At 61.6% G+C, this 21,528-nt stretch carries 23 protein-coding genes and 1 tRNA gene; 18 read left to right on the forward strand and 6 right to left on the reverse strand.

Translation table 11 applies throughout. The annotated features are described in order from the left end of the window. The first annotated feature begins 181 nt into the window (after window positions 1-181). From AC3CB8_RS16760 to AC3CB8_RS16810, 11 genes are all read left to right on the forward strand, one after another. Window positions 182-460, forward strand: coding sequence for a hypothetical protein (locus tag AC3CB8_RS16760; protein ID WP_352679465.1), 279 nt, complete (start codon window positions 182-184; stop codon window positions 458-460). A gap of 211 nt (window positions 461-671) precedes the next feature. Beyond that, window positions 672-1,592 (forward strand): glycosyltransferase, encoded by a 921-nt coding sequence (locus AC3CB8_RS16765; RefSeq protein WP_488377326.1) that lies wholly within the window; start codon window positions 672-674, stop codon window positions 1,590-1,592. Between the two features lie 20 nt (window positions 1,593-1,612). Continuing rightward, entirely contained in the window at window positions 1,613-2,563 is a 951-nt protein-coding gene (locus tag AC3CB8_RS16770; RefSeq protein ID WP_352679460.1) for a sulfotransferase, read from the forward strand. A 152-nt stretch (window positions 2,564-2,715) separates the two neighbouring features. Beyond that, window positions 2,716-3,711: a DegT/DnrJ/EryC1/StrS family aminotransferase gene (locus AC3CB8_RS16775; RefSeq protein ID WP_352679457.1), complete on the forward strand. Its 996-nt coding sequence runs from the start codon at window positions 2,716-2,718 to the stop codon at window positions 3,709-3,711. Continuing rightward, on the forward strand, window positions 3,708-4,346 hold the full coding sequence (locus tag AC3CB8_RS16780) for a NeuD/PglB/VioB family sugar acetyltransferase (RefSeq protein WP_352679456.1): 639 nt from the start codon (window positions 3,708-3,710) through the stop codon (window positions 4,344-4,346). The genes AC3CB8_RS16775 and AC3CB8_RS16780 overlap by 4 nt, the downstream gene beginning before the upstream one ends. 408 nt (window positions 4,347-4,754) lie before the next feature. After that, a complete protein-coding gene (locus AC3CB8_RS16785) occupies window positions 4,755-5,060 on the forward strand; it encodes an ETC complex I subunit (protein WP_015318428.1) in 306 nt (101 codons plus the stop codon). Between the two features lie 43 nt (window positions 5,061-5,103). After that, window positions 5,104-5,180 (forward strand) — tRNA-Arg (locus AC3CB8_RS16790). Between the two features lie 252 nt (window positions 5,181-5,432). Continuing rightward, window positions 5,433-5,654: a hypothetical protein gene (locus tag AC3CB8_RS16795; RefSeq protein ID WP_023773459.1), complete on the forward strand. Its 222-nt coding sequence runs from the start codon at window positions 5,433-5,435 to the stop codon at window positions 5,652-5,654. Between the two features lie 200 nt (window positions 5,655-5,854). Further along, window positions 5,855-6,643: a GGDEF domain-containing protein gene (locus tag AC3CB8_RS16800; RefSeq protein WP_023773460.1), complete on the forward strand. Its 789-nt coding sequence runs from the start codon at window positions 5,855-5,857 to the stop codon at window positions 6,641-6,643. A gap of 171 nt (window positions 6,644-6,814) precedes the next feature. Continuing rightward, the gene (locus AC3CB8_RS16805) at window positions 6,815-7,813 is read left to right on the forward strand and encodes a glycosyltransferase family 4 protein (RefSeq protein WP_352565179.1); all 999 of its coding nucleotides are present in this window, start codon (window positions 6,815-6,817) and stop codon (window positions 7,811-7,813) included. A 153-nt stretch (window positions 7,814-7,966) separates the two neighbouring features. Further along, on the forward strand, window positions 7,967-9,193 hold the full coding sequence (locus tag AC3CB8_RS16810; protein WP_352565180.1) for an anion transporter: 1,227 nt from the start codon (window positions 7,967-7,969) through the stop codon (window positions 9,191-9,193). A 2-nt stretch (window positions 9,194-9,195) separates the two neighbouring features. Here AC3CB8_RS16810 and AC3CB8_RS16815 read toward each other — a convergent pair whose 3' ends face one another. Then, window positions 9,196-9,783: a TetR/AcrR family transcriptional regulator gene (locus tag AC3CB8_RS16815; protein WP_352565182.1), complete on the reverse strand. Its 588-nt coding sequence runs from the start codon at window positions 9,781-9,783 to the stop codon at window positions 9,196-9,198. Between the two features lie 82 nt (window positions 9,784-9,865). Here AC3CB8_RS16815 and AC3CB8_RS16820 point away from each other — a divergent pair, with 82 nt between their 5' ends. After that, on the forward strand, window positions 9,866-10,762 hold the full coding sequence (locus AC3CB8_RS16820; RefSeq protein ID WP_352726582.1) for a crotonase/enoyl-CoA hydratase family protein: 897 nt from the start codon (window positions 9,866-9,868) through the stop codon (window positions 10,760-10,762). On the opposite strand, the gene AC3CB8_RS16825 is transcribed toward AC3CB8_RS16820, so the two are convergent. The 5 genes from AC3CB8_RS16825 to AC3CB8_RS16845 all read right to left on the reverse strand — a co-directional run bounded on the left by AC3CB8_RS16825 (window position 10,708) and on the right by AC3CB8_RS16845 (window position 14,903). After that, complete coding sequence (locus tag AC3CB8_RS16825) at window positions 10,708-11,028, reverse strand: cupredoxin domain-containing protein (protein WP_352565184.1); 321 nt, start codon at window positions 11,026-11,028, stop codon at window positions 10,708-10,710. The genes AC3CB8_RS16820 and AC3CB8_RS16825 overlap by 55 nt on opposite strands. Beyond that, entirely contained in the window at window positions 11,025-11,549 is a 525-nt protein-coding gene (locus tag AC3CB8_RS16830; RefSeq protein ID WP_023782940.1) for a DUF4142 domain-containing protein, read from the reverse strand. Before AC3CB8_RS16830 ends, AC3CB8_RS16825 begins: the two co-directional genes overlap by 4 nt. A gap of 106 nt (window positions 11,550-11,655) precedes the next feature. Continuing rightward, entirely contained in the window at window positions 11,656-12,342 is a 687-nt protein-coding gene (locus AC3CB8_RS16835; protein ID WP_031240863.1) for an RNA polymerase sigma factor, read from the reverse strand. A gap of 89 nt (window positions 12,343-12,431) precedes the next feature. After that, complete coding sequence (locus AC3CB8_RS16840; protein ID WP_023782942.1) at window positions 12,432-13,511, reverse strand: HPP family protein; 1,080 nt, start codon at window positions 13,509-13,511, stop codon at window positions 12,432-12,434. Between the two features lie 204 nt (window positions 13,512-13,715). Then, the gene (locus AC3CB8_RS16845) at window positions 13,716-14,903 is read right to left on the reverse strand and encodes a cystathionine beta-lyase (protein ID WP_488377327.1); all 1,188 of its coding nucleotides are present in this window, start codon (window positions 14,901-14,903) and stop codon (window positions 13,716-13,718) included. 343 nt (window positions 14,904-15,246) lie between these two features. Here AC3CB8_RS16845 and AC3CB8_RS16850 point away from each other — a divergent pair, with 343 nt between their 5' ends. From AC3CB8_RS16850 to AC3CB8_RS16875, 6 genes are all read left to right on the forward strand, one after another. Next, a complete protein-coding gene (locus AC3CB8_RS16850) occupies window positions 15,247-15,882 on the forward strand; it encodes a DUF1326 domain-containing protein (RefSeq protein WP_023773469.1) in 636 nt (211 codons plus the stop codon). A gap of 9 nt (window positions 15,883-15,891) precedes the next feature. After that, window positions 15,892-16,767, forward strand: coding sequence for a DUF2182 domain-containing protein (locus tag AC3CB8_RS16855; protein WP_023782944.1), 876 nt, complete (start codon window positions 15,892-15,894; stop codon window positions 16,765-16,767). A 435-nt stretch (window positions 16,768-17,202) separates the two neighbouring features. Beyond that, window positions 17,203-18,231, forward strand: a complete 1,029-nt coding sequence (locus AC3CB8_RS16860) for an amino acid ABC transporter substrate-binding protein (protein ID WP_015318414.1) — start codon at window positions 17,203-17,205, stop codon at window positions 18,229-18,231. A gap of 62 nt (window positions 18,232-18,293) precedes the next feature. After that, window positions 18,294-19,481, forward strand: coding sequence for an amino acid ABC transporter permease (locus tag AC3CB8_RS16865; protein WP_023773471.1), 1,188 nt, complete (start codon window positions 18,294-18,296; stop codon window positions 19,479-19,481). 4 nt (window positions 19,482-19,485) lie between these two features. Next, a complete protein-coding gene (locus AC3CB8_RS16870; protein WP_023782945.1) occupies window positions 19,486-20,643 on the forward strand; it encodes an amino acid ABC transporter permease in 1,158 nt (385 codons plus the stop codon). A 79-nt stretch (window positions 20,644-20,722) separates the two neighbouring features. Beyond that, window positions 20,723-21,472, forward strand: a complete 750-nt coding sequence (locus AC3CB8_RS16875; protein WP_031240865.1) for an amino acid ABC transporter ATP-binding protein — start codon at window positions 20,723-20,725, stop codon at window positions 21,470-21,472. Window positions 21,473-21,528: the final 56 nt, after the last annotated feature.

The raw sequence follows: 21,528 nt of genomic DNA on the forward strand, positions 1-21,528 counted from the left end.
CGTTCGGCTCTCAAGTGACCTGGCTAACCGCCACATCCTACGGCACGATAGCGCCTGACGTGGCCGCAAGCCGGTCTAGCAGCTTGCGGGATTTCTGGATTACGCGGCGCGTCTCGTCGATAGTCGAGCGAAGATCGGCAACCTGTGCCTCCGCCCGTCTCTGGTATAGGCGGGCTTGCTCATGAACAAGGTGGTCCAGTTCCCACGGTCCCATCTTCGATGGCAAGATGGCGGTCACCGCAGTCTGCAACGTGGCAGCTGTGGTCACTCCAAGACGCTCGACCTAGAATTGCTGCGCAACCGCTTCGGACCGGACGCGCCGGCCATGGAATGGGATCTCAGGCCTAAGCTGAAATGCGAAGTGTGTGGCTCGAAAGATGTCGGGCTGATCTATGCGCCCGACGCCAACAAGGTCTCGGGCATGGGCAAGAACCTATATCCCAAGGCGAAAGGCGGGTGACACCCCTTCATCCGGCGATGGCGCGCGCATATGGCAATCCCCAGGCCGATTGCCAAGGCCAAAGGCGGCATTGGCGAGCAGCGTGGTCGCGGACTTTCAGCATGTTAGTGGACCAATATCAACCCGGCTCGTTACAGCGCTGGCCAGCAACGGCCCTTCACTGGCTTTCCAAGGCGGCCCGCCACCTTTCACCTCAGTGCCGACTCCGTTAATGAGCACGAAAAAAGAGGCGGTGAGGACTACTGGGCCGATGACGCACGCTCTGCCGGCAGACAATGTTATCCGGGTTTCGGTACTCTGCCAGACCTTCAATCATGCTCGTTTCATCGGCCAAGCCTTGTCCTCCATTCTCATGCAGAAAACGAGCTTCCCGTTCGAGGTGATCGTTCATGACGATGCGTCCACCGACGGAACGACCGACATAGTCCGCGCGCATGTGGCGAAACATCCGGGAATGGTGCGCGCGATCACGCAGCAGACAAATCTCTATTCCTGCGGCGTCAGGGGGATGGTCGCGAAGTTTCTGCTTCCGCTGGCCAAGGGCCGATACTGGATTGTCTGCGACGGTGATGACTATTTCACCGACGAGCACAAGCTGGAGAAGCAAGCCCAATTCCTGGACGAGCGACCGGATTGTTCGGTGTGCTTTCATCCGGTTTTGTTCCATTTTGACGACGATAGGGAAAAAGCCTATCCGTTCCCTCCGGAGGGATTCGTCAGCAGGTTTGATCTGGACACCCTGTTGGCCCAGAACTTCATCCAGACCAATTCCGCAATGTTCCGGCGGCAACCCTACGACAATTTGTCCGTTTCAAACATGTTGCCGAACGACTGGTATTTGAACCTGTTCCACGCCTTGTCGGGCGGGATCGGATTCATTCCCGAGGTAATGGCAGCCTACAGACGCCACGAGGGCGGAATCTGGTGGCAGGGCTCCCAACATAGATACAGCCATCTGCGTGCTCACGGTCTCAGCATCCTTGTCATGCTGCACGAAGTCCTGAAACTGTGTACCAATCAGCCGTCGCGACAGCAAATCATCCACAGGCAAATCAAAGCGCTCGAGGAGGAAATCGTTCAGCATTTCGGGGTTCGTGGGCGTCTATGCATCGATGCGGTGCTGAGGTGGTAGTACAGCGCCTCGCAAGGCGGATGGCAGGACGTGCCAGACGGACGCTTCGTGCTGACCTGATCAGGGCGTCATTCCTGTTTAATGCTGAGTGGTACCTTGATCACTACCCTGATGTGCGCGATGCAGGGACCGATCCAGCCTTGCACTATCTCATTCATGGTGGGATCGAGTACCGTGATCCAAGCCCGAGCTTCAGCAGTTCTTGGTATTGGGATACCTACGAGGACGTTCGGACCGCGCGGATCAATCCGTTGTTGCATTTCTTGACGCACGGCAGATCTGAAGGTCGGCCGTTCGCCACCCGTCTGAAAGCCATCAATGACTTGTTAACCATCAACCAGAAGGTTTTCGTGATCGGCAACAAGACCGGGACAGCCTCGCTCGCCGCAGCATTAGAAGCGGCTGGTTACAGGATCGGCTCCCAGCATGAAGCGGAGGGGTTACTTGATGACTGGCAGCGGCGCGATTTTTGCGCTCTGCTCGACTATTGCCGGTCGGCAGACGCCTTCCAGGACGTTCCGTTCAGCCTGCCCCATACATACAAGGCATTGGATAACGCCTTCCCGAATGCAAAGTTCATTCTGACGATCCGGGATTCCGCTGAGCAGTGGTACAAGTCAGTGACGACGTTTCATGCCCATCTCATGGGCTTGAACCGCCGGCCGACAGCAGCCGACGTCAAGCAGTTCAGTTATCACGAACCGGGTTGGTTATGGCGCCAACAGCGCTACGTCTACGGTATCAATGAGGCGTCGCTATATGACCCTACGGTTTACAAAGCACACTATCTCCAGCACAACGCCGACGTGGTCGAGCATTTCAAGGGCCGGCCGCAAAGCCTGCTCGTACTCAATCTCTCCCATAAGACGGCTGCCGGAGACCTCGCGCGGTTCCTTGGCATTGGCCAGTTGGGGATGAACATTCCTCACCTGAATGCAATGTCTCGTGAATCGGACAGTAACAAGATATGAGAACGTCAAGCATCGAGGTTGATCGGTATCATGAATTGGCATTGGCTGGCGGGCTCCCACCGCGGTCTCATGCCGAGATAGACTCTGTTCACCCACTTGCGGGTGGGCGTGTCCGTTATGTCGAAGCCAAGACGCCAAATTGGCAACGCCTCATGGAATTGAGCGGTCTTTGTTTGGAGCAGAACCAGTGGACGAACAGTGGCCCACTGTCCTTGGCGCTTGGTCGCATGATCAGCCATGTTTCGCACCTGCCAGACGAATACCGCACAGTGATGGCGAGTTCAGGAACAGCAGCTCTTTATGCTGCGGCTGGGGTATTTGCCGCCAGGGCAGGCAAGCAGCTGCGTTGGGCTGTCTCGGCTTTCGGATTTTCGGCAACGCGGACAGGACCGTTCGCGGGAATGACCGTCGAGGTCGATAGTGACGAGCACGGGTTTCTTGATCTCTCCGCACTTGGTGAGATGGCAGACCACGAATGGGATGGATTACTGGTCACGCGACCATTTGGGCTCGAACGCGATATGTCGACCTATAGCCAATTCTGCTGCGAGCGGGGCAAGCCCTTGATTGTCGACGCGGCGCTGGCTTTTCCAGGGCTTCGCACTGTCGGTCCGAACGTCATCGAAATCGTCAGCTTCCATCACACCAAACCGTGGGGCTTCGGCGAGGGAGGATGTCTATTCGTGAGTGCGGCGGATGAGGCGCTGGCCCGCTCGGTTCTCAGTTTCGGTGGCGACGAGGCGGCGTGGGTCCTACCAAGCGTGTCTAACGGCAAGCTCTCGGATCTCGCGGCAGCGGCGATCATCGATCGCCTTGAGACAATGCCGATATGGTCGCCTCGCTGCCATGCTCAACGCAGGCGCATCTGCGAATTGGTCGAACGATCCGGCCTCGTGCGATTGGGAGCCTATGACGACGCTAACATCGCGGCTAGCGTGCCGGTTTTGGCACACGGGCCGATCGCGCTCGAAGACCTGCCAGACGTTGGTTTCGACTGCGGCAAATACTACGCGCCATTGTCAGCCTCGGCCAGGATGGCCGGTTCCATACATGACCGGATCATCAACATTCCTTGTCATGGCGACATGGCTGATATCAGCGATGCGCAGCTCGAAGCGCTGCTAGAGCGCATGGCGCACGACTCATGAAGGTGGTAATTTTCGGCGACGGACCGTTTGCCAGCCTGCTGTGGTATTGCCTGAAGCATGACAGCAGCCATCAGGTAGCAGCCTTCACGGTAGAGGGTGATTTCCTTTCGAAGGACCGGCACAACGATCTGCCGGTCCATGCCTTCGCGGACATCGAGGGTAGCTTCGATCCATCGAAGACAGCGGTTGCCGTCGCAATCGGCCCGCACGACAACAATCGTGTCAGAGCTAGGCTGCTTGCCCAGGTCAAGATGCGGGGATTCCAGACGATCAGCTACCTGGCGAGCCGCGCTATCGCCTGGCCCGATTTTAAGCTCGATGAGAACACCTTCATATTCGACGGCGCCGTGATCCAACCTTTCGCGACAATAGGCGGAAACTGCATCATCCGCAGCGCCGCTCATGTCTCGCATCATGTCCACATTGCCGATGACTGCTTTGTTGCTGCAGGAGCCTGCATCGGCGGGAGCACCAGGATCGGGGCGGGCGCGTCTATTGGACTGAATGCAACGATCCACGACAATATCGAGATAGCGCCGAATTGCGTGATTGCCGCCGGATCGGTCTTGACCCGCTCGACCGAACCCAGCGGCATCTATGCCGGAGTGCCGGCTCGTAGGTTGCGCCAATCTTAGCCGGCGTCGTTGTCTTGATTGGGCCGAACCGGGCCGCCGCTGCCGAAGGGTGAGGCCGTGTTCGGTGTTGAGCGCGCCTATGCCCGCAAGCTCGCCGGAGCGGATTTGCCCCGCAAGCCCCAGCCCATCGCCCCGCGATGGATGTTGCCTTCGCGCGGAAAGTCCCACGCAAAGTCCCACGGGCAATTCAGTGATGGGATTGAACTATCTGAAGGAGAGGGGGAATTCGCGCCAAGCGCCACTTTTCCCAAACCAGATGCGCTACCAGGCTGCGCTACACTCCGAACGGTCTGTTGCCTATTCATTTCGGTCGTACATGGCAAGTGCAAAAACCTTGCCGCCGCTGCCAATGCGCAGTAATGACGGCGAAGAGGGCGGCGATGCCGCCTTGCCAACAAAGAGGTGGCCATGTCCGCGCGCATTTTCAGTCCAGCCAAAACCGCGATGCAGTCCGGCAAGGCCAAGACCGGCCATTGGGTGCTGGAGTTCGACCCCGAGATGCGCAAGAAGATCGATCCCCTGATGGGCTACACCACGTCGGGTGACATGAGAAGCCAGATCCGGCTCACCTTCGACACGCGCGAAGAAGCGGTCGCCTACGCCGAAAAGGAAGGGCTTGCCTTCCGTGTCGAGGAACCGAAAGAGACCAAGCGCCGCCAGATTTCCTATGCGGAGAATTTCCGCTATGACCGCAGGACGCCCTGGACGCACTGAAGGGCGCAGGCGCCAAGCATCCAGCCGGCCGTGGCCGGCCGACGGTCCCGTAGCTCAGCTGGATAGAGCACCGGCCTTCTAAGCCGATGGTCACAGGTTCGAATCCTGTCGGGATCGCCATAATTTCAATGGCTTATATTGCATGACCTCACGCGGTCACTTGCCAGTGCTGCCACGCCGTCTACCGGAAGGCGAACAGAGGTCCGGTCCGCGCAGGGCTCTGGAATTATTTCGTGATCCGACCCTGTTGGAACCTTGGCCAAAACTACGCGTTCGGGGCCTTGTATTCGTGGAGCCTCATAAAAGGCAGCATGCGGGCAAGCGAACGGGTGGGGCAAAACAAGCGCGGGTTGGTGGAGGAGAAACAAGGCTATGTCGAAACGTGAAATTGGAACGTCCCCAGCCTTGGGGCGGCGTATCGCCGATCTCAGGGCCCGAATGCAAGACGCCGAAATATCCGGCCATGAAATGCAAACCTTTCACAAAGTCGCCGCCATCATGGGATCTGGCGACGGTTCCTTGCAACTGGATGCCGACGACCTGATCGCGGCATCCTTCGTCGCCGAGGCGGTCGGGCCGGCGCCTAGCCGCTGACTTCGGAATTTCCATGTCCGAAATCCGGTGAGCAAGTTGCGTCCAACCATCGGGGCACGGCCGCCTATTGGCGATCGTGCTCCATCTCCCGGCCCCCTGATCTCGTCTCGTCGCCACCTGAACTCGAATTGAAAGGAAAGTCTTATCATTTTGTTTGCGTTGGCACGTCATAGTAGGGACGGCTAACGGAGTAAAAAGGGATGAAGCTGGACCTGTCGCCCACCAGCTGGGGCAGGGTGATGGCCGTCACCGCCGCCGGCACGGCATTCTTCATTGCCGTGGCGTTTTTCGTCGATTCGTTCAATTTCCCCTATCTTTCGCCCGAGTCTGTCTGGCGCGCCAAGCTGACCGACCTCCTGCTGCCCTTGGTGCTCGGCGGCTCGTTTCTGTTTTTCCTGATGTGGAAGATCCGCCAACTGGCGATAGCCCAGCGCGACCTCAGCGTCATTGCCGCGACGGACAGCCTGACGGCGGTGCTGAACCGCGGCGCCTTCTCGATGCTGGTCGAGGCCTATCTCGAACAAACCCGCAAGCAGGAAGAGACCCGTACCGGCGCGCTGCTGATCATCGATGCCGACCACTTCAAGTCGATCAACGACCGCCTCGGCCATGATTGTGGCGACCAGGCGCTCAAACTGATCGCGCAGGCGATCAAGGGCCAACTGCGTGGCACCGATATCGTCGGCCGGATCGGCGGCGAGGAGTTCGGCGTGTTCCTTCCCGGCGTCGACCCCTCGCAATCCTGGCTGGTTGCCGAAGGCATCCGCCGACGGATACGCGAAATGGACTTTTCGCCCGATGGCCGGTCCTGTCCGCTTTCCGTCAGCATCGGCGGCACCAGCTTCAGCGGGCCGACGACCTACGAGGCAATATTCTCCGCCGCCGACAGACGGCTTTATGCCGCCAAGTCGAATGGACGCGATCAGGTCAGCTTCGATCCGGCGGAAGCCGCTCTAGCGTCTCCGCTCAGCGCCGCCACCGTTCATTGAAAGCAGCCTCGCAGCCGGGCTGGCACCGACCGCTTCCTTGACGCATACCTGTCTGTGTGCTTCCTCCGCGCAAGTGATGTATGGAGCATCGCCAGAAACAGTCCTGCTTTCTCGAGTCCCTCGATCGTGCGGTCCGCGGGCACGGCACGGCCCCCGGATGCAGGGAATTGAATGGCCAAACGCCCGGGCCCGATAAGCACCGCGATCATGATCCACTTATTCAACGGCTTTCAGAACCCGTTTGGCGGCAGTGAGCGCGAAACCCTGGAGTTGTATCGGCTGTTGAGCGCCGACTCGCAGGTGCGCCTCTGGGCAACCTCGTCGCGCGTATCCGAAGACCTGATGCAGGAATTTCCGATACGCCGCGTCTCGCCGGCAACACGCAATGTGCCGGCTGGCGGCACCTATGTCTTTCTCGGTGCGCACTGGCGCAACAAGACGTGGCCTTATCTGATCCCGCGACCGCGCCGGCTGATCTATGTCTTCAACACCTTTCATCCCAAGATCATCGCGCTGACGACACGCAGACCGCGCCTGCTGGGTTGGCCCGGTGCCGAACTGGTGCTGATCTCCGACTTTCAGAAGCGCATGCTGCGGGTTGAGGGCGTCGTGCATCCGTCACCCATCGATATCGAGCGCTTCTCGCCACGGCAGGCAAGGCCAAACGGTCCGTTCACGGTGGGGCGGCTGAGCCGCGATACGGCGGACAAGCATCATCCTGACGATGTGGCGCTCTATGAGGCATTGCTGGCCGACGGCGATGCGGTGCGGATTCAGGGCGGCATGGCGCTCAAGGACAGGCTCGCGCCGCATACGCAACTCGAGCTCCTGTTGCAGGGTGAATTTGCCGCCGAACAGTTTTTGCCGACGCTCGACGTCTTCTATTATCGCACCGGCTCGCATGTGGAGACGTTCGGCCGTGTGGTGTTCGAGGCGATGGCCTGCGGCCTGCCGGTCGTTTGCCATTCGCATGGCGGCTACGCCGATCATATCAGGCATGGCGAAAACGGTTTCCTGTTCGAAACGACGCAACAGGCAGCACGGATCCTGGCCGAGCTTAAAGCCGACCCGGCACTGCGGTCGGCCGTGGGTCAGAAGGCGCGGCAAACCGTCGAGCAGCTGTTTTCGCCACAGGCGGTGCAACGGCGGTTGGACTTCTATCGGCGTTAGCGGCGCCACGCCGTCCGGCTTTCCAAACACCCTCGGCCAGCAATCCACGTACCCCGTTTGGCATCGATGCCGACATCGCGCTAAAGCTGGCATCACGTGAATCGCGGGGCGGCCGGCATCGGCGCGCGGACAGATCGAGCAGGGCTTCTACCGATGACATTGACCGGCGCCGCGGCACTGCTGATCCTGATCTTGACTTATGCCGGCGTCGCAATCGGCCGCATACCTGGCTTGCGGCTCGACCGGGCAGGCATCGCGCTGCTTGGCGGCGCGGCGATGATCGCCATCGGCGCGCTCAGCATGGAGGATGCTTACCGGGCCATAAATTTCGACACCATCACGCTTCTGCTCGGCATGATGATAGTCGTGGCGCATCTGAAGGTGTCGGGTGCCTTTCGCGGTCTTGGCGCCATCGCGATCGAGCACGCACATGCACCGTTCATGCTGCTGGTGATGGTGACGCTCCTCACCGGCGTGCTGTCGGCCTTCCTGGTCAACGATGCCATCTGCCTGGTCATGGCGCCGATCGTCGTCCACGTTACCCGCGTTATCAACCGCAATCCGATTCCCTATCTGATCGCCACCGCCACCGCTTCGAACTGCGGCAGCGTCGCCACCATCACGGGCAATCCGCAGAACATGGTCATCGGCGCGCTGTCGGGCATTTCCTATCCGGCCTTTTCGGCGGCACTCGCGCCGGTCGCCTTGTTCGGCCTTGTCGCGGTCATCGCCATCGTGCGCATCGTCTACCGCGCCGAATTTACCCGCAACGGCGAACTGACCCCACACATCTCGCGCGGCCGCATGCATCGCGGCCAGGTGCTGAAGGCGGTGGTAGTCTGCATCGGGCTGGCGATCGCCTTCTTCGCCGGTGTTCCCGTAGCCAAGGCGGCGCTCATCGGCGGCGCCATTCTGCTGCTGACCCGCGCCATCAAGCCATCGCGCATCTACCGCGAGATCGACGGACCGCTGCTGTTCATGTTCGCGGGCCTGTTCGTGGTGGTTGCCGGCGCCGAAAAGACGCTGCTGACACCTGACATGATCGCCTCGGCCAAGACCATCGGGCTCGACGATGTCTGGAGGCTGTCGGGTTTCACCGCCGTGTTGTCCAACATCATGAGCAATGTTCCGGCCGTGCTGGCACTCAGGCCTTTCATACCCGGCCTGGAAAACCCCGAGCGCGCCTGGCTGGTCGTGGCCATGAGCTCGACGCTCGCCGGTAATTTCACGCTGCTCGGCTCGGTCGCCAATCTGATCGTCGCCGAGCAGTCCAAGGCCGCAGGCACGCCGTTGTCTTTTGGCGCCTTCTTCAAGGTCGGCCTGCCGCTGACGTTGATCACGCTGTTGGCCGGTACGGGGTGGCTGGCGTTCGGCGGATAGCCCTAGGCCTGGCTGCCCGACATTCGCGCCCTGACCAGCGTGGCCGCGGCTCGTCCGGCTGCTTCGACGTAGTCGGGGTTGCGATGGATGAGCATGATCGAAAAGCAGCCATCCATCAGCAGCACGATCTCGCGCGCCAGCGCCTGCGGCCCCTCGATATGGTGGCCGGACAATTCTGCCGCCAGCCATGTCTCGAAATTGCTTTTGTGCCGCGCCCCGACCTTGACCGCCGGGTGCCCTGGCATCGAGGCAAGCTCCGCAGCGGTGCGCAGGAAGCCGCATCCCTTCCATTTCGGATGGCGCGTGGCCCGGGCCAGGTTGGCGAAGATGGCTTCGACCTTGCTGTCCACGCCACCTTGCTCAGCCTCGAACCAGCCGGCCATCCGTTTCAGATTGGGCTGATCGCGGCCGTCGAGATAGGCTGCGATGAGGTCGTCCTTGCTCTTGAAGTGGTAATAGAGCGTCCGCTTCGTAAGACCCGCTTCCTCGGCGACGGCATCGACGCTGACACGGCCGATCCCCTCCGCGTAGAACAATCTGGTTGCTGCGTCGACAATGCGCTTGCGGGTAGGACTTTGTGCTTCGGGCATGGGTCTAGGTATACCGACTAGTGAATATACACAAGCCGCGAATGGCGTAACCTCCCATCTCGTCACCATGCTGGAGGAAGCCATGACCGATCTTGTCCTGAACGAAAACAGGGAAGGCATTGCCGTCCTTTCTCTCAACCGCCCGGAAAAGCTGAACGCGTTGAACTATGCGCTGATCGATCGCCTGCTCGCGACACTCGACGACATTGAAGTCGACGACCGCATCCGCGCGGTCATTCTGACCGGGGCCGGCGAGCGGGCCTTCTCGGCGGGCGCCGACATAGAGGAGTTCTCGGCCAGCGTGGCGCTGGGCGCCGAGATAGCGCTGCGAGACTTCGTCATGCGGGGACAGCGGCTGACGGCGAGGCTAGAAGCCTTTCGCAAGCCTGTCATCGCAGCCGTCAACGGCCTCGCCTTCGGCGGCGGCTGCGAAATCACGGAAGCCGTGCCGCTTGCAATTGCCAGCGACCGCGCGCTGTTCGCCAAGCCGGAGATCACTCTGGCAATGCCGCCGACTTTCGGCGGAACGCAGCGCCTGCCCAGGCTCGCAGGCCGCAAGCGCGCGCTCGAACTGCTTTTGACCGGCGACTGGTTCCCGCCACAGCGGGCTCTTGACCTTGGCCTCGTCAATCAGGTGGTTCCGCACGACGATCTGATGCCGGCTGCGTTCCATCTGGCCAGGCGTATCCTTCGGCCCTCCGGACTGGCGGTCGCGGGCATCCTTACGGCGGTGACGAGAGGGCTCAATCTGAGCATTGCCGAAGGCTTGCTGGCCGAGGCCGAGCAGTTCGCCCGTATGGCCCCGTCAGCCGATTTGCGCGAGGCGCTAGATGCCTGGATCAGCAGGCACAGGCCCGGACACGACGGATCGTGGACGCATGTCGCGAGACCCGATGAGGCAAGACGGGCCTCCTCGGCCTTGGATCACGGCGCCACCAGCAAGCGTCCCTTCATGTTGGGGTGGAAGCGGCAGAAATAGTCGACCGTTTGCGACGTCTTCAGCGTCATGCTTGCCGACCTCTTCGGCGGGATTACCACCTCCCAGCCGCCCTTCACGGTGGCCGTGTGGGCGATCACGTCCTTGTTCACCCACTCGATCGTGTCGCCGACCTTGGCATCGACGCTAGCCGGCGAAAAAACGAGCTTGTCGACGGTGACCTGGATGGTTGCCGCCGCTGCCGGCGCTGTGGATACCAACGCCAGCACGACCAGCCGCGCCAGATGATCCAAGGCGCCCGCTTTCATTTCAGCATGCCGGCGACGTGTTCGGCATGCTGCTCATGGCCTTGGAAGATCTTAAGACCGGTCTCGAGCAGGCTCTTCAGCTCGGCATTGCTGGCCGAGGGAATGAGCAGGGTTTCGAGCGCGCCATTGACCTGTTTGTGATAGGCGACCTCGTTTTCGATATAGGCCTTGTCGAAGGCAGCGCCTTTCAGCTTGGCGAGCTTGGCACGTTCCTCCTTCGCCGCCTTCGTCAGCGCCTGGCTGGTGGCGTTGTCCTCGGGCTTCACCTTGAGCTTCTTGACGAGATCGAGCGCCTGCTTGTTCACCGCTTCATGGTCGCGCTCCATGTCCTTGGCGAAATCGACGACCTCCTTGCTTTTTGACTTCTTGATCGCCTGCTTGGCCGCCTCGATGTCGAGGACGCCTGCCGTATAGGCGATATGGGCGATCTGCGGGTCGGTCGGCTTGTCGGCGGCTTTCGAGACCGGGGCAGCGCCGACGAGAAGCAGGGCTGCAAGGGCAACGGTATATCGGGTGAACATGGCATCCTCCTTGGCCCGGCCTCGCGGAGGCGCCGGGCTCGAATTTGCAGTTGACGCTCATTGGATGCGGGGCGGAGAGAAACGTTCCCGGAAAATCGGGACGGCATCATTCAAAACCCAGCCGTCCCATCACCGCTTGGGTCAGTCGATCGCAGCGCCGACCCGCGAAGGGGAAGGCATCCAGCAGCACAGGGCCGATTTCATCGTCCAGCGCCTTGCGCAACAGGGCGCGCGCCCGATGCAGTCTCGTCTTGACGGTTTCTGGCCGCACGCCGAGCAAATCGGCGGTTTCCTCCATGCTCAGGCCCTCGATGACGCGGGCGACGAAGACCATGCGGTAGATGTCGGGCAGGCTGTCGGTCGCCCGTTCGACAAGTGCGAGAATCTGCCGCTGCGCCATCGTCCGCTCCGGATCGTCGTTGGATTTGAGGGGAAACCTGATTATCCGCGCTTCCGGATCGGCAGGCATCTCCACCGTGCGACGTCTCTTGCGCAGGCGGCCGAGCGCTTCGTTGATGACGATGCGCGATAGCCAGGTGGCGAGCGTGGATTGGCCGCGAAACGCCGCCAGGCTCGCGAAGGCGTTGACATAGGCCTCCTGGACGACGTCCTCGGCTTCGGCGTCGTTGCGCAGAATGCCGCGCGCGATGCGGTAGAGCCGCTGGTTGTGTACCTTCATGATGACGCGAAAAGCATCCGGCTCGCGCGCCAGCGCGCGGTGGACAAGCAGCATGTCGCCGGAAGGCCTTTCGGCAATCGCCGGCACCGTGGCGGGCATTGGCTGCTTGCTCATCGCGACCGGATCTCCTCGTGCAAATGCTGCGCATTGGATGCGCCTGCCGGCAAAAGGTTCCCGGACCAGAGGGATCCGGGTTCGGTATTCTAGGCTGCCGCCAATCCCTTGTCTGCCCTCTGCACGCGTGCGGCCGCCGCCAAGAGGTCGGTCTGCGTGATCAGGCCGAGAATATGCCGCTCGCCGTCGACGATGACCACGGCATGGCTGCGCCCGTCGGTCAGCACCGGGAGCAAGCTCATCGCCGGTGTCTCGGGCCAGGCGGTGCCGGCTTTTGCCATGACGCTCTTCACTGTGTCGGTGGCTTTCGTCAGCTCGCGCAGGCCAACGGCGCCAACCAGCCGGGCATCCGCGTCGACCACGGGCAAGGTACGGATATTATGATCGAGCAGTTGCTGGCGCGCCTCGTCGGCGGTGGCTTGCTCGGACACCGAAACCACGTCGCGCGACATGATGTCCTCGCACAGCAGCGTGCGGTGTGAGCGCACCATGGCCTGCAGTTCGACTTGTCTCAGCAACCGTTCGAGGTCGTCGCGGTCGATGTCGAAGGTCTCGTCAAGTGTGGTCAGCGCCGCGTCGATATCCTCGGGCCGGAAGCCGACGCGCTGCTGAGCCGGCGCATCGGCGGTGCCGTGGCTGTTGGCGGCTGGTGTCGCGACATGCGGGTAATTGCGCCGCGCCAGCTTGTGGAAAAGGAAGCCCAGCGCCACCAGGATGGTCGAATTCAAGGCCACCGGCACGAACGGGAACATGAAGCCCGCGCTGATGACGGCCGGGCCGCCGAGCACCGCCGTCAGCGCGGCGGCACCGCCTGGCGGATGCAGGCAGCGCGTGAACGACATCGCGGCGATGGCGAGCGCCACCGCGAGCCCCGAGGCCATCACCGGATCATGGATGAAATGTGCCACGGTCACCCCGACCAGCGCCGATATGGAATTGCCGCCGATGATGGACCAGGGTTGCGCCAACGGGCTGGCCGGTACGGCGAACAGAAGCACTGCGGATGCGCCCATCGGCGCCACCAGCAGGGCCACATGCGGGCCGCCGCCCATCGCCAGCCCGCTGATCGCGCCCGTCAGCGCGATGCCGATCGTAGCGCCGATACACGCCAGGATGCGTTCACGCAGCGTGGCGCCGGCGAGGATGGGGACAAAAAGACGAAAGGCCATTGGAGAACTTTGCGAGGACTGGATCTGTCGAGATGAGCGGCACGCATGCAGGCGAATTCGCCGATTTGAAAGTCAAACAAATCCGTAAAGTCATGATGTAAGAGAATAATATTGCGCACCGGCCTTCGCCGGAGTGCTGGCAGCGCCTCGCGTTTTGTCATCAGCGACAAGGGCTTGCGGCCCCTTTGCTGACTTTGTTTGAGGTCAGCCCGCGCGCGCCGCTGCCGCAAGCCCGCTCCGAATGTCGGCTTTCAAGTCGTCGACATCCTCTAGGCCGATCTGCAGTCGTATCAGTGGACCTTCATAAGGGCCTTTCGCAACGACGCGGTCGCCAAGCCAGACCGGCACCGCGAGGCTCTCATAGCCTCCCCAGGAGTAGCCGAGACCGAAGATCCGCAGTGCGTCGAGGAAAGCGTGCTGCTCGTGCTGGCCCCCACCGGCCAGCACGATGGAAAAGATGCCGCTCGAACCGCGGAAGTCGCGCTTCCAAAGATCGTGGTCCGGATGGCTTGGAAGGGCAGGGTGGAGCACGCGCGCCACGCCTTCTTCGCCTTCGAGCCACGAGGCGATGGCTAGCGCGCTGCGCTGGTGACGGTCGAGCCGAACACCCATCGTGCGCAGGCCGCGCAACACTTGGTAGACGTCGTCGGGTCCAGCACAGCAGCCAAGCGTGCAAAAGCTCTCGTAGAGCTGCCCCCAGCAGGCCTCATTGGCCGAGACCGTGCCGAGCAGCACGTCCGAATGGCCTGCAGGATATTTCGTCGCCGCATGGATCGAGATGTCGACGCCATGGTCTAGCGGCCGGAAATAGAGCGGCGTCGCCCATGTATTGTCCATCATCACGATGGCGCCGGCCGCATGCGCCGCCTTGGCGATCGCCGGGATGTCCTGCACCTCGAACGTGTTGGAGGCTGGCAATTCGGTGAACACCACTTTGGTGTTCGGCTTGATCAACGTCGCGATGCCGGCGCCGATATTGGGAGCATAATATTCGACCTCGACGCCGAGCCGCTTCAGCATCGTGTCGGCGAAGTTTCTCGTGGGATGATAGACGGAATCGACGATCAGCAGATGATCGCCCGCCGATACGAAGGCGAGCAGCGGCACGGTCACAGCCGCAAGGCCCGACGGCACCGCGATCGTGCCGGCCGAGCCTTCCAGCGCGTCAATGGCATGCGCAAGAGCGTCCGTCGTCGGTGTGCCACGCGTGCCGTAAGTGTACTTCTGGCTGCGTGCGGCCATCACGGAGGCATTTGGGAACAGCACGGTCGAGGCATGCACGACCGGCGGGTTGACGAAGCCGAAATAGTCATGCGGGTTGTTACCCGAATGGGCGAGCCGCGTGTTGATGCCCATCGTGCCGGAACCCTGCTCGCTGCCGTCTTTCGCCATTCTTGGTCGCCTTGTTTGACAAGGCGCTAGCCATAATGCGGCGTCGTGGACCGTGCAACAGCCCACCGTTCGCCAGGAATGGACTTCGAATATGCCAATTCCTGGTCCCGAAGACAGCCCGCGATCTGATCCGGATTCGGACCAGCGACGCGCGGCGGCGCCCTGTCGAAAGCTTGCTCGCCAGCTGGTGAACCTATTGTAGCCGGCTGTGAAAGGTATATGATAAATTTCTAATGATAATCGCCGGATGCTTCGATCAGATGCTGCCGGATGGTTCTTGCCGGCTACCTCCTGGTCCCGATCCGGGTATCCCGCTCCAGCGAGCGGAAAGGGGAGGAATGTCATGCCTGACGTCAAATGGACGATGAAGGCGCGCGAATTCATCAACTGCAATTGTGCCTATGGCTGCCCATGCCAGTTCAATGCCATGCCGACATACGGATTCTGCCAAGCCGTCGCCGGCATGGAGATCGAGACCGGCCATCACGGCGACACCAAGCTCGACGGGTTGCGCTTCGTCGGCATCTTCAGCTGGCCCGGCGCGATACACCAGGGCAGGGGGGAGGCCGCGGTGGTTATCGACGAGAGGGCCAGCGAAGCCCAGCGTGAAGCCCTTCTCCGCATACTGGGCGGTCAGGACACCGAACCGGGCGCGACAATATTCCAGGTCTTTTCGACCACCTTGGAGAAGTTCCACGATCCGATTTTCGCCGCGATCGATTTCGAGGTCGACGTCGATGGGCGAACGGGCCGGCTGCACGTCAAGGGCGTAACCGACGGCCGCGGTGAGCCGATCAAGAACCCGGTCACCGGCGCCGAGCATCGGGCGCGCATCGACCTGCCGCACGGCTTCGAATACGCCATCGCCGAGGTCGGGCGCGGCTGGACCAAGACGACGAGCCCGATCAAATTCGAGGTGGCGGACACGCATAGCCATTTCGCCAACCTGCATCTCACGCAGAGCGGCATCGTGCATTGATCTGATCCGATGGGCGACACGGCTCTCGAGGCGGTGCTGCGGCGCGACCGCGCGGTCGTGACGGCCGCGCTCGCCGTAATTGCCGTGTTCGCCTGGGCCTATGTTCTTTGGCTCGCCGCCGACATGGCCATGCCTGGTAGCCCCATGTCGGGCGGCGAGGCAGGCGACATGGCCGGGATGGACATGGCCGGGATGGACATGGCCGGGATGGACATGGCGAGCATGGATATGGGCGCTGCCGTGGCGCCGGGTTTCCGGGCCTGGGCATCGGTCGATTTCGTCTTCACCTTCACGATGTGGGCCGTGATGATGGTCGGCATGATGACGCCGTCGGTCGCGCCGATGTTGCTGCTCTATGCCGGCGTCGCCCGCAAGGCGCTGGCGGACAGCCGGCCTATCGCTTCGACTGCATGGTTTTTTACCGGCTATCTCGTCGTCTGGGTCGTCTTCAGCATCGTGGCGACGGGTGCGCAATGGCTGCTCGCCCGTTTCGGGATGCTTGATCCCTTGATGGCGGCGCACAGCGCGGTCCTCGGCGGTATCATCCTGATCGCCGCCGGCCTCTACCAGTGGACGCCGATCAAGGGCGTCTGCCTGCGCCAATGCCAGGCGCCGGTCGCGTTCCTGGCGAGCCATGGCGGATTCCGCACCACCGCGCCCGGCGCACTTCGGCTTGGCATGGATCACGGCGCCTATTGTCTCGGCTGCTGCTGGGCGCTGATGACCCTGCTGTTCGTCGGCGGTGTCATGAACGTGCTGTGGATCGCCGGCATCGCCGTCCTTGTTCTTCTGGAGAAGGTGGTTCCGGCCGGGCAATTGATCCCGCGCATCTCCGGTGCATCGATGGTTGCGGTCGGCATCTGGCTGGGCTTTCCCGCGCTTTGAGACCGCGCGCCACTTTGTCCACAAGCAATATCGACCGGCAATCATGGGGTAATCGTCGGCCGAAAGTATTCCGTTACGTCAACGTATTTCGTGCCGGGGGCAGTAACGCCGAGGTATTGCCCGGAACGGATTCTACAGCGCCGGCTCACATCTGCGTCAAATGAGCTTTGCCGATTCAAGTCGCGCTTCTGACCAGATCGCATGCACGTTTGTCTGCAATTTAGCCATTTCAGGCAATCGATTTTCAAACCCGGTCGGATTCGGTCATTTTCCTTGACCTCACGGGAATTATCGCCTTCGATGCTGTTCGTGAATGGAAAGGCGGCGCGTCGGTTTGCGATGCGGGGTTTCGGGAATGGGACGGGATGGGAGCTGCGTTCACAAGGGAAAAAAGATCAGGGTTTGCCTGAAAAAACAGAAAAGGGTCTGTGGGTTATGAAACACATTGCTATCGGCATTCTTGGCGCCGCCACGCTCGGATTGATGGCGTCAGCCGCGTCGGCGGGCACGCTTGACACCGTCAAGGCGAAGGGCTTCATCCAGTGCGGCGTCTCGACCGGTCTGGCCGGCTTCTCCGCGCCGGACGACAAGGGTGACTGGCAGGGCATCGACGCCGATTTCTGTCGCGCGGTTGCCGCCGCCGTCTTCGGTGATGGCACCAAGGTCAAGTTCACGCCGCTCAGCGCCAAGGAACGCTTCACCGCGCTGCAGTCCGGCGAGGTCGACATCCTCTCGCGCAACACCACTTGGACGATCAACCGCGATACCGCGCTCGGCCTGAATTTCATCGGCACGACCTACTATGACGGTCAGGGCTTCATGATCAACGCCAAGAAGCTGCCCGGCGTCAATTCGGCGCTGCAGCTTTCGGGCGCCGCCGTCTGCGTGCAGAGCGGCACGACCACCGAGCTCAACCTCGCCGACTACTTCAAGGCGAACAAGATGGAGTACAATCCGGTCGTCTTCGAGAAGCTCGAAGAGGTCAATGCCGCTTATGATGCCGGCCGCTGCGACGTCTACACCACCGACCAGTCGGGCCTTTACGGCATTCGCTTGACGCTCGGCTCGCCGGCCGATCACGTCGTGCTGCCCGAGATCATCTCGAAAGAGCCGCTCGGACCTGCCGTTCGCCAGGGCGACGACCAGTGGTACCACATCGTCAAGTGGACCTATTTCGCTCTGCTCGACGCCGAGGAGCTCGGCATCACCAAGGCCAATGTCGACGAGATGAAAAACTCCGCCAGCCCGGAGATCAAGCGTGTGCTCGGCCAGGAAGCAGACACCAAGATCGGCACCGACCTTGGCGTCTCCAACGACTGGGTCGTCAACATCGTCAAGGCCACCGGCAATTACGGCGAAATGTTCGACCGCAATGTCGGCTCGGGCAGCCCGCTCAAGATTGCCCGTGGCATCAATGCGCTATGGACCAAGGGCGGCCTGCAATACGCGCCGCCGATCCGCTGATCGAAACGTGATCCGGAAGGCAGGCTCCTGCCTTCCGGTTTCTCTTTCACAGGGGACGTGACATGGCATCGCAGGAAATCCTACGCGAGGAGCCGAGCCGCGGCTCCTTCGTCAATGACCCGAGAATTCGCGGTCTCTTCTTTCAGACGCTGGTCGTCATCGTTCTGTTCGGCTCCATCTGGTGGATCGTGCAGAACGTCATCGACAATCTGCAGCGCCTGCACATCGCCTCCGGCTTCGGCTTCCTCAAGGGGCGCGCCGGCTTCGACATCTCGGACACGCCGATCGCCTATACGTCGGACTCGACCTATGGCCGCGCCATTGTCGTCGGCCTGATCAACACCATCATCGTTGCCGTCGCCGGCATCATCACCGCCACCATCATCGGCTTCGTCATCGGCATCGGCCGGCTGTCGCAGAACTGGCTGGTCCAGAAGATCTGCACGGTCTATGTCGAGATCTTCCGCAACATCCCGCCGCTGCTGGTCATCTTCTTCTGGTATTCCGGCGTGCTCGCCGTGCTGCCGGCGCCGCGCGATTCCTATCATCTCCCCTTCGGCTCCTTCCTCAACCAGCGCGGCTTCTATTTTCCGCGCCCGGTCTGGGGCGACGGCTCCTGGCTGATCCTGGTCGCCCTTGTCGTGGGCATCGCGATGTCGTGGTTCGTCGCCCGCAGGGCGCGTCAGCGGCAGATGGCGACGGGCCAGCAATTTCCGGTGTTCTGGACCTCCGCCGCGCTGATCGTCGGCCTGCCGCTGCTGGCTTACGTGCTGAGCGGCTTTCCGCTGAGCTTTGATTTGCCCAAGCAGTCGACCTTCAATCTGACCGGCGGCTTCCAGGTCAAACCGGAGTTCCTTTCGCTCTATCTGGCGCTGTCCTGCTACACGGCGGCGTTCATCGCCGAAATCGTGCGCGCCGGCATCAGGGGCGTCAGCAAGGGCCAGACCGAGGCGGCGGCCGCACTTGGGCTGCGATCCGGTTCGATCCTGCGGCTGGTCGTGGTGCCGCAGGCCATGCGCATCGTCATCCCGCCGCTGACCAGCCAGTATCTCAACCTGACCAAGAACTCCTCGCTGGCGATCGCCATCGGTTATCCCGACCTGACGGCAACGGCCGGCACCGTTCTGAACCAGACCGGACAAGCGGTCGAGGGCGTGCTGATCATGATGATCGCCTATCTCATACTCAGCCTGGTGACGTCGGCCGTGATGAACGTGGTCAACGCCAGGATGGCGCTGGTGGAGAGGTAGGACGATGCAGGAACACGATCTGTCCTGGGTGCGCACCGAAATGGCGCTGGCGCAGCCCGCGCCGGCGAGCGTCAGCGGCCCCATCGCCTGGGTGCGCAAGAACCTGATCGGCTCGGTCGGCGACACCATCCTCACCATCCTCGGCATCGTCATCGTCGCCTGGGTTCTGCCGCAGGTCATCAACTGGGCGTTCATCAACGCACAGTGGACCGGACCGGACCGCACGGTCTGCGCCACCGTCGCGCAAGGCGGCATTCAGCCCGATGGCTGGAGCGGAGCCTGCTGGGCTTTCGTCAACGCCAAGTTCGGCCAGTTCATGTTCGGCACCTATCCGGTCGAGGAGCGCTGGCGGCCAATCCTGGTCGCCATCCTGTTCGTGGCGCTGCTGGTGCCGATGCTGATGCCGCGTGTGCCGCGCAAGGGGCTGAACGCGATCTTGCTTTTCCTCGTGCTGCCGATCGTTTCCTTCTTCCTGCTGGTCGGCGGCGTATTCGGCCTGCCGCATGTCGAAACCTCGCGCTGGGGCGGGCTGCTGATCACGCTGAGCCTGTCCTTCGTCGGCATCGCCGTATCGCTGCCGCTGGGCACCGTGTTGGCGCTCGGGCGGCGCTCGAAGATGCCGATCGTCAAGATGCTGTGCATTATCTTCATCGAAGCCGTGCGCGGCATACCGCTGATCACCGTCCTGTTTTTCGTCAGCGTCATGCTGCCGCTGTTCCTGCCGGCCGGCGTCAGCTTCGATAAGTATCTGAGGGCGCTGATCGGCGTGTCGCTGTTTGCCGCGGCCTATATGGCCGAAGTGGTGCGCGGCGGCCTGCAGGCGATCCCCAAGGGCCAGTATGAAGGCGCCGATTCGCTCGGTCTCGGCTACTGGCAGAAGATGAGCTTGATCGTGTTGCCGCAGGCGCTGAAGCTGGTCATACCCGGCATCGTCAACACCTTCATCGGCATGTTCAAGGACACCAGCCTGGTCCTCATCATCTCGATGTTCGACCTGCTCGGCATCGTCAAGCAGAACTTCTCCGACGCCAACTGGGCTACGGCGCAGACCGCGAAATCCGGTCTTGTGTTCGCCGCCTTCGTCTTCTGGCTGTTCTGCTTCGGCATGTCGCGCTATTCAATGTACACGGAACGCCGGCTCGACACCGGCTACAAACGCTAAACAAAAGAACAAGGGGACCCCAGCCATGGCCACCGAAAATGCCGTCAGCGCGGAGGAGATCAAGGTCAACGCGGCCAAGATGCATATCTCGACCACCGATGTCGCCATCGACATCATCGCCATGCATAAATGGTACGGCGAGTTCCATGTGCTGAAGGACATCAATCTGAAGGTGATGCGCGGCGAGCGTATCGTCATTTGCGGACCGTCCGGGTCGGGCAAGTCGACCATGATCCGCTGCATCAACCGGCTGGAAGAGCACCAGAAGGGCAAGATCATCGTCGATGGCAAGGAACTCACCAACGATCTGAAGAAGATCGACGAGGTGCGCCGAGAGGTCGGCATGGTGTTTCAGCACTTCAACCTGTTCCCGCATCTGACCATCCTCGAGAACTGCACGCTGGCGCCGATCTGGGTGCGCAAGACGCCGAAGAAGCAGGCCGAGGAAATCGCCATGCATTTCCTCAAGCGCGTCAAAATCCCCGAGCAGGCCAACAAATATCCGGGTCAGCTTTCCGGCGGCCAGCAGCAACGCGTGGCGATCGCCCGCTCGCTGTGCATGAACCCGCGCATCATGCTGTTCGACGAGCCGACCTCGGCGCTGGACCCGGAAATGATCAAGGAAGTGCTGGAAACCATGGTGGGTCTGGCCGAGGAAGGCATGACCATGCTGTGCGTCACCCACGAGATGGGCTTTGCGCGGAAAGTCGCCAACCGGGTGATCTTCATGGATCAGGGCCAGATCGTGGAGCAGAACACGCCGGCCGAGTTCTTCGACCATCCGCGCCACGAACGCACGAAGCTGTTCCTGTCGCAGATCCTGCACTGAGCGGACTGACGCCAACTCGAGAAAGCCCGGTCGCGCCGCGGCCGGGCTTTTTTTGC

Source organism: Mesorhizobium sp. P160927, from assembly GCF_057766385.1.

Excerpts from the sequence above, each read along its gene's own strand:
- AC3CB8_RS16810 (WP_352565180.1), top strand. The coding sequence starts at position 7,967 with ATGACATTGACCGGCGCCGCGGCACTGCTGATCCTGATCTTGACTTAT.
- AC3CB8_RS16855 (WP_023782944.1), top strand. The coding sequence starts at position 15,892 with ATGGGCGACACGGCTCTCGAGGCGGTGCTGCGGCGCGACCGCGCGGTC.
- AC3CB8_RS16765 (WP_488377326.1), top strand. The coding sequence starts at position 672 with ATGAGCACGAAAAAAGAGGCGGTGAGGACTACTGGGCCGATGACGCAC.
- AC3CB8_RS16835 (WP_031240863.1), bottom strand. The coding sequence starts at position 12,342 with ATGAGCAAGCAGCCAATGCCCGCCACGGTGCCGGCGATTGCCGAAAGG.
- AC3CB8_RS16820 (WP_352726582.1), top strand. The coding sequence starts at position 9,866 with ATGACCGATCTTGTCCTGAACGAAAACAGGGAAGGCATTGCCGTCCTT.
- AC3CB8_RS16830 (WP_023782940.1), bottom strand. The coding sequence starts at position 11,549 with ATGTTCACCCGATATACCGTTGCCCTTGCAGCCCTGCTTCTCGTCGGC.
- AC3CB8_RS16825 (WP_352565184.1), bottom strand. The coding sequence starts at position 11,028 with ATGAAAGCGGGCGCCTTGGATCATCTGGCGCGGCTGGTCGTGCTGGCG.
- AC3CB8_RS16870 (WP_023782945.1), top strand. The coding sequence starts at position 19,486 with ATGCAGGAACACGATCTGTCCTGGGTGCGCACCGAAATGGCGCTGGCG.
- AC3CB8_RS16805 (WP_352565179.1), top strand. The coding sequence starts at position 6,815 with ATGGCCAAACGCCCGGGCCCGATAAGCACCGCGATCATGATCCACTTA.
- AC3CB8_RS16760 (WP_352679465.1), top strand. The coding sequence starts at position 182 with ATGAACAAGGTGGTCCAGTTCCCACGGTCCCATCTTCGATGGCAAGAT.
- AC3CB8_RS16775 (WP_352679457.1), top strand. The coding sequence starts at position 2,716 with ATGGAATTGAGCGGTCTTTGTTTGGAGCAGAACCAGTGGACGAACAGT.
- AC3CB8_RS16860 (WP_015318414.1), top strand. The coding sequence starts at position 17,203 with ATGAAACACATTGCTATCGGCATTCTTGGCGCCGCCACGCTCGGATTG.
- AC3CB8_RS16865 (WP_023773471.1), top strand. The coding sequence starts at position 18,294 with ATGGCATCGCAGGAAATCCTACGCGAGGAGCCGAGCCGCGGCTCCTTC.
- AC3CB8_RS16785 (WP_015318428.1), top strand. The coding sequence starts at position 4,755 with ATGTCCGCGCGCATTTTCAGTCCAGCCAAAACCGCGATGCAGTCCGGC.
- AC3CB8_RS16850 (WP_023773469.1), top strand. The coding sequence starts at position 15,247 with ATGCCTGACGTCAAATGGACGATGAAGGCGCGCGAATTCATCAACTGC.
- AC3CB8_RS16800 (WP_023773460.1), top strand. The coding sequence starts at position 5,855 with ATGAAGCTGGACCTGTCGCCCACCAGCTGGGGCAGGGTGATGGCCGTC.
- AC3CB8_RS16770 (WP_352679460.1), top strand. The coding sequence starts at position 1,613 with ATGGCAGGACGTGCCAGACGGACGCTTCGTGCTGACCTGATCAGGGCG.
- AC3CB8_RS16845 (WP_488377327.1), bottom strand. The coding sequence starts at position 14,903 with ATGGCGAAAGACGGCAGCGAGCAGGGTTCCGGCACGATGGGCATCAAC.
- AC3CB8_RS16840 (WP_023782942.1), bottom strand. The coding sequence starts at position 13,511 with ATGGCCTTTCGTCTTTTTGTCCCCATCCTCGCCGGCGCCACGCTGCGT.
- AC3CB8_RS16875 (WP_031240865.1), top strand. The coding sequence starts at position 20,723 with ATGCATATCTCGACCACCGATGTCGCCATCGACATCATCGCCATGCAT.
- AC3CB8_RS16815 (WP_352565182.1), bottom strand. The coding sequence starts at position 9,783 with ATGCCCGAAGCACAAAGTCCTACCCGCAAGCGCATTGTCGACGCAGCA.
- AC3CB8_RS16780 (WP_352679456.1), top strand. The coding sequence starts at position 3,708 with ATGAAGGTGGTAATTTTCGGCGACGGACCGTTTGCCAGCCTGCTGTGG.
- AC3CB8_RS16795 (WP_023773459.1), top strand. The coding sequence starts at position 5,433 with ATGTCGAAACGTGAAATTGGAACGTCCCCAGCCTTGGGGCGGCGTATC.